Annotated in this window: 8 protein-coding genes; 2 read left to right on the forward strand and 6 right to left on the reverse strand. The window is 71.0% G+C overall.

What is annotated here, in order from left to right; translation table 11 throughout:
• The first annotated feature begins 1 nt into the window (after position 1).
• Both EV148_RS16735 and EV148_RS16740 read left to right on the forward strand, forming a co-directional pair.
• Positions 2-763: a L,D-transpeptidase family protein gene (locus EV148_RS16735; RefSeq protein WP_132000001.1), complete on the forward strand. Its 762-nt coding sequence runs from the start codon at positions 2-4 to the stop codon at positions 761-763.
• A 32-nt stretch (positions 764-795) separates the two neighbouring features.
• Positions 796-2,040, forward strand: coding sequence for a dicarboxylate/amino acid:cation symporter (locus tag EV148_RS16740; protein ID WP_132000002.1), 1,245 nt, complete (start codon positions 796-798; stop codon positions 2,038-2,040).
• 51 nt (positions 2,041-2,091) lie between these two features.
• Here the strand turns inward: EV148_RS16740 and EV148_RS16745 are convergent, their stop codons facing one another.
• The 6 genes from EV148_RS16745 to EV148_RS16770 form a co-directional block, all read right to left on the reverse strand.
• On the reverse strand, positions 2,092-2,625 hold the full coding sequence (locus EV148_RS16745; protein WP_132000003.1) for a DUF4142 domain-containing protein: 534 nt from the start codon (positions 2,623-2,625) through the stop codon (positions 2,092-2,094).
• 123 nt (positions 2,626-2,748) lie between these two features.
• Complete coding sequence (locus EV148_RS16750) at positions 2,749-7,185, reverse strand: DEAD/DEAH box helicase (protein WP_132000038.1); 4,437 nt, start codon at positions 7,183-7,185, stop codon at positions 2,749-2,751.
• A 305-nt stretch (positions 7,186-7,490) separates the two neighbouring features.
• Positions 7,491-10,187, reverse strand: a complete 2,697-nt coding sequence (gene mgtA, locus EV148_RS16755; RefSeq protein WP_132000004.1) for a magnesium-translocating P-type ATPase — start codon at positions 10,185-10,187, stop codon at positions 7,491-7,493.
• 203 nt (positions 10,188-10,390) lie between these two features.
• Entirely contained in the window at positions 10,391-11,380 is a 990-nt protein-coding gene (gene lpxK, locus EV148_RS16760; protein ID WP_132000005.1) for a tetraacyldisaccharide 4'-kinase, read from the reverse strand.
• Between the two features lie 2 nt (positions 11,381-11,382).
• Positions 11,383-13,158 carry a lipid A export permease/ATP-binding protein MsbA gene (msbA, locus tag EV148_RS16765; protein ID WP_199222813.1) on the reverse strand — a complete coding sequence of 592 codons (1,776 nt, stop codon included), beginning with the start codon at positions 13,156-13,158 and terminating at the stop codon, positions 11,383-11,385.
• Positions 13,155-13,583 carry an ExbD/TolR family protein gene (locus EV148_RS16770; protein ID WP_132000006.1) on the reverse strand — a complete coding sequence of 143 codons (429 nt, stop codon included), beginning with the start codon at positions 13,581-13,583 and terminating at the stop codon, positions 13,155-13,157. The genes msbA and EV148_RS16770 overlap by 4 nt, the downstream gene beginning before the upstream one ends.
• Position 13,584 lies beyond the last annotated feature (1 nt).

Consider the following 13,584-nt stretch of genomic DNA (forward strand, 5'->3'; position numbering starts at 1 on the left):
GATGCGCTTCGCCCTGCTCCTCGTGCTCGCGTGCGGCGTCGCCGTGCTGGCCTGCGCGTGTGCGCGCGCACCGCGCGCACCCGAACCGGCGTGGGCAGCCGCGCGACAGCTCGTGCTCGTGACGACCGCCGACTGGGATGCGACGCGCGGCACGCTGCACCTCTTCGAGCGCACGAGCGACGGCTGGCGCGGCATGGACGCGTTCCCCGTCACGATCGGCCGTGGCGGCTCGGCCTGGGGCATCGGCCTGCATCCGGATCAAACGGGGCCGCGCAAGCGCGAGGGCGATGGCCGCAGCCCTGCCGGCGTCTTCTCGATCGGCACGGCATTCGGCTACGCGCCCGCGGCAGCGACCGGCCTCGCCTATGCACCGATGGACGAGGGCCACTGGTGCATCGACGACGACGCGTCGCCGCTCTACAACCGCATCGTCGATACGCGCGATGTCGGTGCGGTCGCCGTCGCGGGTTCGACCGAACCGATGCGGCGCGACCTGCACGCCGGTGGCGACATGCGCTATGCGCTCGGCTTCGTGATCGAACACAATCCGCAGCACGAACGCGGCGCGGGCAGCTGCATCTTCGCGCACCTGTGGCGCGACGGCGGCACGACCGCGGGTTGCACGGCGATGGCGGGCGATGCGATGAGGCGCCTGCTCGCGAGCCTGCGCGCCGACGCCGATCCGGTGTTCGTGCTGTTGCCGTGGCCGGAGTACCGCCGACTGCAGGCAGCGTGGCGGCTGCCGCTCGTCGCGCAGCCGTAGCCATTCCTTTCCAACGACGACCGGACCTTCGCATGTCGAACACGCTCCGCATCCTGCTCGGCCTCGTGGCAGGCGCGGCCGCCGGCCTGCTGCTCGCGTGGCTCGATCCCGCGATCGCCGAACGCGCCGTCGCGTTCGCCCAGCCGATCGGGCGGCTGTGGCTCAATGCACTGCAGATGACGGTCGTGCCCCTCGTGCTCGCGCTCGTCGTGATCGGCGTCGGCGCCGCCAACGACGCGGCCGCATCCGGGCGCATCGCGCGCCGCGCGATCGTCGTCTTCGCGCTGCTGCTGACCGCGGGCGCCGTGTTCGCCGCGGTCGTCGATCCGCTGCTGCTCTCGCTGCTGCCACGCGACCCCATCGCGATCGAAAAGCTCCGCGCCGCGATCCCCGCCGGGGCTAGCACGCCGGCCACGGTCGGCTTCGGCGACTGGTTCGCCGGCGTCGTCCCGGTCAATGCGATCGCCGCGGCGGCGCAGGGGGCGATGCTGCCGCTGGTCGTGTTCGCGCTGTTCTTCGGCTTCGCGCTCACGCGCATCGAGACGGGCCGCCGCGAACGCATGCTCGAGTTCTTCCAGGCCATCGCCGACACGATGATCGTGATCGTGCGCTGGGTGCTGTGGGCGGCGCCGCTCGGCGTGTTCGCGCTGATCTTCGCCGTCTGCGCGCACGCCGGCGCGGGCGTGCTGGGTGCGCTCGGCGGTTACATCGCGATGCAATGCGCGACCTATGCAGCGATGGCCCTGCTGCTCTACCCGCTGGCGATCATCGTCGGCCGCGAAGCACCGCGGCGCTGGGTCGCGGGGCTGCTGCCGCCGCAGGTGGTCGCCGCGAGCACGCAATCCTCGCTCGCCTCGCTGCCCGCGATGCTCGAAAGCGCGCGTGACCGGCTCGGGCATCCGCGCGCGGTGTCCGCGCTCGTGCTGCCGATGGCGGTGTCGCTGTTCCGGCTGACCAGCCCGATGCAGTACATCGGCGCGGCCTCTTTCGTCGCGTGGATTCACGGCGTCGACGTGCCACTCGCGCAACTCGCGCTCGCCACCGCGCTCGCGGTGGTACTGAGTCTCGGTGCCGTCGGCCTGCCCGGCCAGGTCAGCTTCATGGCCGCGACGATGCCGGTCACCTCGACGATGGGCCTGCCGGTCGAGCCCCTCGGCCTGCTGCTCGCGGTCGACACCGTGCCCGACGTGTTCGCGACCGTCGGCAACGTCACGGGGGACCTCACCGCGAACAGCCTCGTCGCGCGAGGGGTGCGCGACGAGGCTGCGACGGCGTAGGGGGTCGGCGGGTCCGCGCGCGTCAACCGCCCGCCCGATCCGCGTTGGGCGTCACTCGCGGGCGAGGCCCGCGCGGGCGAGGCGGTCCTCCGCCTGGCGCTGGTTGCTGCGCAGTGCCGGCAGCATCGTCTCGGCATACTGGCGGATGTCGGGGTCGCGACTCGTGTCGCGCGCCGCCTCGTACAGCGCGATCATGTCGGCACTGTCGCGCGCGAGGTCCTCGACGTACATGCGATCGACGTCGACGTCGCGGCGCAGCAGGTCGTCGGCCTCCGATTGCGCGCGCGGCGACATGCGGTGATCGAGCTCGACGTTCTTCGCCGTCGCGAGCATGCGCAGCGCGTCGTCGGCCTTGCGGTGGCTGCCCAGCACGTTTTCGGCGAGCGAACGCACGCTGGTGCGGGCACGCCCGGTCACGCGCATCGCGAACGTGAGCTGGTCGATGTTGGCGGTATCGGCGGTACGCAGGAAGTCGACGTCGGCCTGGTCGAGCGCGCCAGCCGGAACCTCCACCACTTCGCGCATCTGCGCGCTGGCGCCGAATGAAAGGGCCGCGAGCGCCGCGGCGAGAAGGATGTTGCGCATGGTCGGTTTCCTCGCTGAAGAAGAAGCGGACCGACTATCGGCGCGACTGCCTTAACCCTGCGTATGCGCCTGCGATCGTGGTCGGCGCCGATTCATCTTGCCGACGCGCCGCATCAGCACGCGCTACTCTTCTTCCTGGCCGTCCGCAGGACCGGCCGCCGCGCGCAACGGGCGATCGCGCAGCAGGTGCGCCCGCATCGCCTGCTCCTCCGCGGGCGCAGGGGCACCGACGAAGGAGACGGTGCCTGCGACGCGCTGCGCGACCGGCACGCCGTCGCGGTAGAGCACGCGCGCCGCGGCGACGTGCGGGACCTTGTCGCCGGCGAGCAGGCCGCCGGTGAGATTGAGCGGATCGGCGCCGCTCAGGCAGACGAAGCGCCCTTCGAGTGGTCGCTGGCGTACCGCGCGCAGCGCGGCGACCGCTTCCGGCATCGCGAACTGTTCGCCGGCGATGCCGGCGATGAAGCGGCCGCCGCGGATCTCGCCGCGCGCTTCGAGCCGATGGTAGGCACGCAGCAGGTCACGCCACGGCGGCAGCCATTCCGCTTCGTACGCGAGCAGGCGCCAGCAGACGACGCCGTACCGACGCAGCAACACGCGCGCGACATGTTCGATCGTCGCTGCCTCGTCGCCCTGCGCGGTGGCGCCGCGACGCACGAGAGCCCAGCGCCCGGCATCCTCGATGCCGAACAGCGCGCTGCGGCGACCATGCCGGCGCCGCGCCGTCGACGGGCGCTTCGACGACGGCACGAGCAGCGCGCGCAGGCCGCTGTAGCTGTCGGAGTGCACGAGGCCGGAAGCGACGAGCTCGCCGAGTGCTTCCTCGAGCTGCACGTGCAGCAGGCGCGTGCCGGACAGGAGTTCGTCGAAGAACGACGCGCCATGCCTGGACAGGTGCTCGGCGACGACCTCTGCGCGCGAGGACAGTGCCGGCGCATCCTGGTTCGCAGCGTTCGCGAGCGTCATCCAGGTGTCGAGGTTGCGCCGCTGCAGCAGCACGATCGGCGTCGCGCGCACCGGGCCCCCGGACCGCTCGCTGCCGCCCTTGCGCGCTCGCAGTCGCGTCCAGACGAGGCGACCTGACTGGCACAGCGCGTCGAGCCAGGCGATCTCGTAGCCGTCGACGCGCGCCGGCAGGATCGAGCCCTCCCACGCGGACGCGGGCGCTTCGTAGCCTTCGAGCTGGGCGAGCACGCCGGCGAGCGCGTCGGGCCCGCTCACGCGCGTGCCGTCGGCGACGCGCTGCCAGTCGAACAGGAAGCGCATGTAGTCACGCGGCTCGACCGGCTCGATCTCGCGCCGCAGGCGCTTGACCGTGTAGCGATGGATGCGCGCGAGCAGGTGCCGCTCGCACCACTCGATTTCGCCATCGGGCGTGAGTGCCTCGCCCGAATAGCGGCCCTGCATGACGAAGCCGTTGCGTTCGAGCGCGAGCAGCGCGAGATCGACCGCGGAGCGGTCGATGCCGAGCGAGGTGGCGATCGCGGTGGGCCGCACGGGCCCGAGCGCGGTCATGCGTGCGCGCAGGATCTCGACGAGTGCGTCCTCGGCCGTCCATGCGACCGCCGCGTATTCGGCCGGCGCCTCGATCGCCGGATCGAGCGATGCGCCCGGCAGCACGGCTGCGAACTGCGGCAGGCGCTCGGCCGGCACCCATGCGAACGCGTCGCCGCCCGTGCCGATCGACAGGCGCGTGACGCGGCGGTCGGCGAAGAGCCGTTCGAGCCATTGCATCCAGCCATGGTTCGCGCGCGCCTCGGCCGCCGTCACGTAGGCGACGCCCATGAGCGCCGCATGCAGCTCGTCGGCCCCACGCGCCTGCGGCCAGGCTTCCTCGCGCACCGCGTCGATCGCGTCCTGGTCGAGGCGACCGAGGTCGTCGGCATGTTCGGGCGAACTCCAGCGCCGGCTGCCGACCGCCTGCGTGCGCCGCTCCTCGAGCGGCGCATCGTCGAGGAACGCATACGGGCGCGCGCCGAGGATTTCCGCCGCGAGCGGCGAGGGACCGGTGAGGTCGCGCGCGACGATGCGCGCGTCACCGCGCTCGAGCCGTTGCAGCAACGCGACGAGCGCGTCGATGTCCATCGCCTCGTGCAGGCAGTCGTGCAGGGTCTGGTCGACCAGCGGGTGCTCGGGGATCTGCCGCTCGCCGACGATGTTCTCGAGACAGGCGACCTGGTCCGGGAACACCTGCGCGAGCAGGTCTTCGGCCTTCATGCGCTGCAGCTGCGGTGGCACCTTGCTGCCGCCCTGGAAGCGCGGCAATGCGAGCGCGGTCGTCGCGTTCCAGCGGAAGCGCAGGCCGAACATCGGCGCGTCGAGCAGCGCCTGCACGAGCACGTCGCGCACGGTGTTCGAATGCAGGTATCGCGCGACTTCGTCGAGCGGAAAGCTGTGGCTCGTCGACAGCGAAAGGATGATCGCGTCCTCGGTCGCGGCCGCCTGCAGCTCGAAGTTGAACGTGCGGCAGAACCGCTTGCGCAGGGCGAGGCCCCAGGCGCGGTTCATGCGGCTGCCGAATGGCGTGTGGATGACGAGCTGGGTTCCGCCCGATTCGTCGAAGAAGCGCTCCATCGCGAGCGTATGCTGGGTCGGCAGCACACCGAGCGCGATCTTCGCCGAGCCGAGGTAGTCGACGATCTGGCGCGCGGCCGCCGCGCCGATGCCGACCTCGGCGACGAGCCAGTCGACGGTTTGCTGCACGCTCTCGCCGAGTTCGCCGGGCAGCGCATCGGCGCCGGCGAGGCGTGCGCCGACTTCTTCGCGCAGGCGCGATACGGCGAACGACAATTCGTCGCTGCGGCCCGGCGCCTCGCCGAGCCAGAACGGGATCGTCGGCGGCGCGCCCTGCGCGTCCTCGACGCGGATGCGCCCGCGCTCGACCCGCAGCACGCGATAGGCGTGGTTGCCGAGCTGGAAGATGTCGCCGGCGATGCTCTCGACGGCGAAGTCCTCGTGCACGCTGCCGATCATCGTCGCCTGCGGCTCGAGCACGACTTCGTAGTCTGCGGTATCGGGGATCGCACCGCCCGAGGTCAGCGAGGTGAGGCGCGCGCCGCGGCTCGCGCGCAGCACGCCGTTGACCGCGTCGCGATGCAGGTACGCGCCGCGCGGGCCGTTGCGCGTCGTGTAGCCCTCGGCGAGCATGCGCAGCACCGCGGTGAACTGCTCGCGCGTGACGCCGGCGAACGGATACGCGTGGCGCACGGTGGCGTAGAGCTTGTCCTCGCTCCACTCGCGGCTCGCGACCTCGGCGACGACCTGCTGCGCCAGCACGTCGAGCGGCGCCGCCTCGACGTGCAGGGTGTCGAGCTCGCCGCGGCGCACCGCGTCGAGCAGGGCCGCGCACTCGACCAGCTCGTCGCGCGAGAGCGGGAACAGCCGCCCCTTCGGCGTGCCACCGACCGCATGGCCGGAGCGGCCGACGCGCTGCAGGAAGGTCGAGATCGCGCGCGGCGTACCGATCTGGCAGACGAGGTCGACGTCGCCGATGTCGATGCCGAGTTCGAGCGAAGCGGTGGCGACGAGCGCCTTGAGGTCGCCGCGCTTGAGGCGCTGCTCGGCGTCGAAGCGGTGTTCCTTCGACATGCTGCCGTGGTGCGCGGTGACCTTGTCCTTGCCGAGGCTGTCGCTGAGGTGGCGCGCGAGGCGCTCGGCCATGCGCCGCGTGTTGACGAAGATGAGCGTCGTGCGGTGCGCGCCGATGAGCGCCTCGAGTCGTGCGTGCAGCTGTCCCCAGACGTCGCCGGACATCACGGCTTCGAGCGGTGCCTCGGGCAGTTCGAGCGCGAGGTCGCGCGCGCGCACGTGGCCCGCGTCGACGATCGTGCAGGCGATGTCCGTCGCGGGAATGGCCGATGCGCCGTGCGGCGCGGTGCCTGCGTCCGGCGCCACCACGGCCGGCTCGACGCCGGTGAGGAAGCGCGCGACTTCGGCAATCGGCTTCTGCGTCGCCGACAGGCCGATGCGCACGAGGCGCCGGCCGCACAACGCATCGAGTCGCTCGAGCGAGAGTGCGAGGTGCGCGCCGCGCTTGTTCGGCGCGAGCGCATGGATTTCGTCGACGATGACCGTGCGTGTCGTCGACAGCATGCGTCGCCCGGAGGCCGAGCCGAGCAGGATGTAGAGCGACTCGGGCGTGGTTACGACGATGTGCGGCGGGCGCTTGCGCATGCGGTCGCGCTCCGCCTGCGGCGTGTCGCCGGTGCGCACCATCGTGCGGATCTCGACGTCGGGCAGCCACAGCTGCAGCAGCTCGTCGCGGATGCCGGCGAGCGGTCGTTCCAGGTTGATGCGCACGTCGTTCGACAGTGCCTTCAGCGGCGACACGTAGACGACCGCGGTCTCGTCCGGCAGGCCACCCTCGACGCCGCGGCGCACGAGGTCGTCGATCGCGGCGAGGAACGCCGCGAGCGTCTTGCCTGAACCGGTCGGCGCGGCGATCAGCGTGTGCCGGCCCGAGGCGATCGCGGGCCACGCCTCGGCCTGCGCCGGGGTCGGGGCATCGAACGCCCGGCGGAACCAGGCTGAAACGGCGGGATGGAAGGTATCGAGCGGCATCGCGGCAGTGTGCACGCGGTCGTCTCGAATCGTGAGACGGACCGGCCCGACTAGGGTGCGGCCGGCGCGCGGCGAACTCAAGCGCTCCGGGTCCTTCGCGTCCGGCAGCCCTCGATCGAGCCATGACGGGAAAGCCGTGCGAGGTGGGCCGCTTCCGTCGGAATATCGTGCAGGCGGGCTCAAGCCGCGCGGCGACGGATCGGGCGCCTGCGCGCCTTTGATCCGCCCCGCGCCTGCAGGCGACTGCACGTGATCGTGCCCCGGCCGCGTGGTCGCGAGGCGGCACGCGCTGCGCGCGTACCGCCCTACAACAGGCCGAAGCGGCGGATCAACGCCGTCTTCACGACCTGGGCGAGCGCCATGTACGCGGCGAGGATGAGGGCGAGATACAGCCAATAGGTCGCCGGCAACGCGACGAAGCCGAACTTCGGCGCGAGCGGCGAATACGGCAGCATCGCGCCGATGAGGCAGATCACGACGCCGGTGGCCGTCAACGCCCGGCTCGCCCTGCTCCGCACGAACGGCAGGCGGCCGGTGCGGATCACGTGCACGACCAGCGTCTGCGACAGCAGCGACTCGACGAACCAGCCGGTCTGGAACAGCCCCGCCCGCCCCGGTTCATTCGCCCCGAACACGAACCACAGCAGCGCGAACGTCGCGTAGTCGAACAGCGAGCTGACCGGGCCGATGCACAGCACGAAGCGCGTGATCGCGCGCATGTCCCACTGGCGCGGCCGGGCCAGGTACTCGGGATCGACGTCGTCGGTCGCGACCGAGGTCTGCGACAAGTCGTAGAGCAGGTTGTTCAGCAGGATCTGCACCGCCGCCATCGGCAGGAACGGCAGGAACGCGCTCGCGCCGAGCACGCTGAACATGTTGCCGAAGTTGGAACTGGCGGTCATCTTGATGTACTTGAGGATGTTGCCGAACACCTTGCGGCCCTCGAGCAACCCTTCCTCGAGCACCATCAGGCTCTTCTCGAGCAGGATGATGTCGGCGGCCTCCTTGGCGATGTCGACCGCACTGTCCACCGAGATGCCGACGTCGGCCGCGCGCAGCGCAGGGCCGTCGTTGATGCCGTCGCCCATGAAGCCGACGACGCGGCCGTCACGGTGCAACGCCTCGATCACGCGCACCTTCTGCGCGGGATCGAGGCGCGCGAACACCTGGGTGTCACGCGTGGCGATCGCCAGTTCCTCGTCGCCCATCGCCGCGACCTCGGGGCCGACGAGCCAGCGTTCGACGCGCAGGCCGACCTGGCGGCAGACGTTGCGCGTGACGATGTCGTTGTCGCCGGTGAGCACCTTGACCGCGACGCCGTGGTCGGCGAGCGCGCGGATCGCATCGGCCGCGCTGTCCTTGGGCGGGTCGAGGAACGCGACGAAGCCGGTCAGCACGAGGCCCGTCTCGTCGGCGAGCGAATACGTGGCCTTCGCCTCGATCTCGCGCATGCCGAGCGCGATGACGCGGAAGCCGTCGTCGTTCATGTCGCGCGCGACCCGCCGCGCATCGGCGAGGCATGCCTCGTCGGCGGCGACGTCCCCGCTGGCGACTCGCACGCGCGCGCAGATCCCGAGCATCTCCGCGACCGCGCCCTTGGCGACGAGGAAATGCCGCCCCGCGCGATCGCGCACGATCACCGACATGCGCCGGCGCGTGAAGTCGAACGGGACCTCGTCGACGGGGGTGTATTCGCCGAGCAGGCGCCGGCGTGCATCGGCGTCGACGCGCTCGATCACCGCGACGTCGAGCAGGTTGCGCAGGCCGGTCTGGTGGTGGCTGTTGAGGAATGCGAATTCGAGCACGCGTTCGTCCTCGCCGCCGTGCACGTCGACGTGGCGCTCGAGGATGACCCTGTCCTGGGTCAGCGTGCCGGTCTTGTCGGTGCACAGCACGTCGATCGCGCCGAAGTTCTGGATCGCGCCGAGGCGCTTTACGACGACGTCCTTCTTCGCCATCTCCATCGCCCCCTTGGCAAGGTTGATCGTGACGATCATCGGCAGCATCTCGGGCGCGAGACCCACCGACACGGCAACCGCGAACATGAAGGCGTCGAGCCAGGCGCCCTTGGCGAAGCCGTTGACGAGGAACACGAACGGCACCATCACCGCCATGAAGCGGATCATGAGCCAGGCGAAGCGCTGCACGCCGCGGTCGAAGCTCGTCTGCGCTCGCTCGCCCGCGATCGATCCGGCGAGTGCGCCGAATGTCGTCCGCGCACCGGTCGCGACGATCACGCCGAGCGCGCTGCCGCTGACGACGTTGCTGCCCATGAAGCAGAGGTTGCGCGCCTCGAGCGGGGCGGTGGCATCGCGGTCCGCGGCGGCGAACTTCTCGACCGGCATCGACTCGCCGGTCAGCGACGACTGGTTGACGAACAAGTCCTTCGTCGCGACCAGGCGAAGGTCGGCGGGAATCATGTCGCCCGCGGCGAGGTGGACGACGTCGCCCGGCACGAGCTGATCGATCGCGACTTCGACCTTCGCGGCCGGCACGCGCACGCCATCGGCACCCGCCGCGGGCCGGCGCCGCACGGTCGCGGTATTGCTGACGAGGCTGCGCAGGCGCTCGATCGCACGGCTGGTGCGCGTTTCCTGGAAGTACGACAGGAACACCGACATGAACACCATCGCGAGCATGATCAGCGCGCCCATCGCGTCGTCGCCGAGCCACGACACGACGGCGAGCACGCCGAGCAGCACGTTGAGCGGACGGGTGAAGCAGCGGCGGGCGATTTCGACCAGGAATGGCCGGCGACGCTCCTCGGCGAGCGCATTCGGGCCGTACTCGGCGCGCCGCGCGGCGGCCTCGCCGGGATCGAGCCCTTCCCCGTCGACGCCCAGGTGTGCGATTGCGGCCGCGGGCTCGAGGCGCGCGACTTCGATCAACGGGTGCGGCGCGGGTGCTTGGCGATCACGCTCGAATCGCAGCGCGGATGGCAGCGCGGCGGCGACCACCGCGAGCGGCGACGTACCGATGAAGCTCGGCAGAAACTTGGACATGGGCGACTCCGGAAATCGTGGCGGAACGCTGCCGCCACGAGGAATCGCCACATCGCCGACGCGATCGCGTCAGCGGGCCATCCGCTCCGTGGAGGCAGCGCTGCTTCGTCTGGGGCTACTGCAACTGTCCACGGATGGAACCTCGCACGAGGGTGGGCACGCACCGGGCCGGCGCGTGCGTGCATTGTCGCCGGCCCATGCTTTCACGGTGCTTTCAGCGCGTGCAGGCGCTCGATCACGGCCTCGAAGAACGAAGCCGGCAGCTCCGCGCGCACCGGCACGCACCAGTGCCTGGCGTCGGCGAAGGCGACGCACTTGACCGCGTCCTTCTCGGTCATGAGCACCGGCGCGTCGTCGCCGAAGGCGAGGTCGGCGGCGGCGAAGGCATGGTGATCGGGGAACGGGTGCGCCACGACGTCGATGCCGTGCGCTCGCAACGCGAGGAAGAAGCGTTCGGGGTTGCCGATTGCCGCGACCGCGTGCACGCGCTGGCCGGCGAAGGCGTCGAGCGGCCGCGTCAATGCCGCGCGCTGCACCGGCACGGCGACGTCGCCGGCCAGGCGCATCGGGATCTCGCCGGCCTGCGCGGCGCCACCGTTGCAGACGCGCAGCGGAATCGTATCGAGGCGCGCGAGCGGTTCGCGCAACGGCCCGGCGGGGAGCAGCAAGCCGTTGCCGAAACGGCGCTGGCCGTCGACGACGCAGATCTCGAGGTCGCGCGCGAGCGCCACGTGCTGCAATCCGTCGTCGGCGATGACGACGTTGACGCCGCGTTCGATGAGCAGCGCCGCCGCGCGCGCGCGATCGCGCCCGATCGCGACCTCGGCGCCGGTGCGGCGACGGATCACGCACGGCTCGTCGCCGACGCGGCGCGGATCGGGCAGGTCATCGAGCAGCATGGGGCCCCGCTCGGTGCCGCCGTAGCCGCGGCTGACGACGCCGGGCCGCAAGCCGTGCAGGCGCAGGTTCTCGGCCAGCGCGATCACGAGCGGCGTCTTGCCGCTGCCGCCCGCGGTAAGGTTGCCGACGACGATGACCGGTGCCGCGACGCGCGCCGCGCGCCGCAGGCCCAGCCGGTATGGTGCGAGATGCAGCGCGCGCAGGCCGCGGTAGACCGGCACCAGCGCGCGCAACGCGAGCGGCACCGGCGCGCCTTCGTACCAGATCCGCGCGATGCGGCTCGCCGCGTCCATCGTCAGGCCGCGCCCGGCACGCCGCCCTCGGCGAACTGCATGCGATGCAGCGCGGCGTAATGGCCCTGCCGCGCCAGCAGCTCCCGGTGCGTGCCCTGTTCGACGATGCGCCCCTGCTCGAGCACGACGATGCGGTCGGCGTGCTCGATCGTGGACAGGCGGTGCGCGATCACGAGCACGGTGCGCTCCTTCATGAGGCGGCGCAGCGCGTCCTGGATCAGCCGCTCGGACTCGCTGTCGAGCGCGCTGGTCGCCTCGTCGAGGATCAGGATCGGTGCGTTCTTCAGCAACGCGCGCGCGATCGCGATGCGCTGGCGCTGGCCGCCGGACAGCATCGCGCCGCCCTCGCCGACGCGCGCATGGATGCCGTCGGGCAACTGGCGGATGAACTCCATCGCGTTGGCCGCTTCCGCCGCGGCGACGATCGCCCCCTCGTCGGCGCCGGCGAGCGCGCCGTAGGCGATGTTGCGCGCGATCGTGGTGTCGAACAGCGAGATGCCCTGCCCGACCCAGGCGATGTGCCGGCGCAGGCTCGACAGCGTGTAGTCGCCGACCGGCCGGCCGTCGATGAGCACGCTGCCTGCGGTCGGCTCGAGGAAGCGCGGGATCAGGCTGACCAGAGTCGACTTGCCGCTGCCGGAACGCCCGACCAGGGCGGTCACGCTGCCGCGCGTGCTGCGCAGGTCGATGCCAGCGAGCGCGGGCCGCGCCGCGCCGGGATAGGTCAGGCCGACGCCGCGCAGCTCGATGTCGCCGCGGCACGGCTCCAGTTCGACCGTGCCATCGTCGCGCTCGGGCGGCCGGTCGAGCAGCTCGAAGATCTCCTCGGCGGCAGCAAGGCCGCGCTGCACGTTCGACTGCACCGTGGTCAGGCGCTTGAGCGACGGCAGGATGCCACCCATCGCGAGGATCAGCGCCGTGAACGCGCCGGGCGAGAGCGAGTCGAGCATGCTCGGCCGGGTCGCGAAGAAGATGATGAGCGCGAGCGAGATCGCCGCGATCAGCTGCACGAGGGCGCTCGCGAGGCCGTTGGTCGAAGCAACCTTCACGCCGAGCCGGCGCGTCTGTTCGGACACTTCGCCGAAGCGCGCCGACTCGTAGGCCTGGCCGCCGAACACCTTGACCTCGCGGTTGGCGCCGACGGCTTCCTCGACCACGCCACTGACGGTGCCGATCGAGGCCTGGATGCGCCGGCTGATGCGCCGGTAGCGCCGCCCGACCCAGACCACGAGGGCGCCGACGAGCGGCACCATGACGACCAGGGCGAGGGTCAGCTTCACGCTCGCATTCAGCATCACCGCGACGTAGAACACCACCGAAAGGCTGTCGACGACGGAGATCTTCAGCGCCTCGGTGCTCGCCTGCGCGACCTGCTCCGCGCTGTAGGTCACGCGCGCGATCTGGTGCCCCGACGATTCGCCTTCGAAGAACGCCGCCGGCAGGCGCAGGTAGTGGTCGAACACGCGCTGGCGCAATTGCTGCACCACGCCGCGGCCGATCCAGGCCATGCCGTAGTCGGTCACGTAGATCGCGACGCTGCGCACGGCGAAGATCGCGATGATGATGATCGGCATCCAGAAGATGCTCTGCGGATCGCGCTCGACGAACAGGTTGTCGAGCATCGGCTTGATGCTGTGCGCGAACAGGCCCATGCAGGCCGCGTCGACGACCATCGCGACGACCGCAACCAGCGCGACGAACCAGTACCGCCGCGCGTGGCCGAGCAGCCGCGCGTAGGTGGCCAGGCTCGACCGCTTCGGCGCCGTTGCGGGCGTCACTTGCCCGCTGCCGAGGCCTGCGCAATCGCGATCGACAGGCGCGTGAAGCCGAGCTGGCCGAGCGCGTCCATCGCGGTGACGACCGCCTGGTGCGGCGTCATCGCGTCCGCGCGCAGCACGACCGCGCGCGAGCGGTCGTCGCCGGCAAAGCGCGAGATCGCTTCCTTGAGCGAATCGAGCCCGGGATTGAGCACTTCGTTGTTGTCGATGTAGTAACGGCCATCGCGGTCGATCAGCACGACGAATGCATCACGCTGCTCGGTCTGCTCGCTCGACTCGGCCTGCGGCAGGCTGACCTGCATGCGCGAGTTCTGCACGAACGTCGTCGTCAGCACGAAGAACATGAGCAGGGTCAGCAGCACGTCGATGAGCGAGATCACGTTGATCTCGAAATCGTCCTCGCGGCGGGCGGCGGCGATCCTCACG

The sequence above is a fragment of the Dokdonella fugitiva genome (genome assembly GCF_004342425.1).
GTDB lineage: Bacteria > Pseudomonadota > Gammaproteobacteria > Xanthomonadales > Rhodanobacteraceae > Dokdonella_A > Dokdonella_A fugitiva.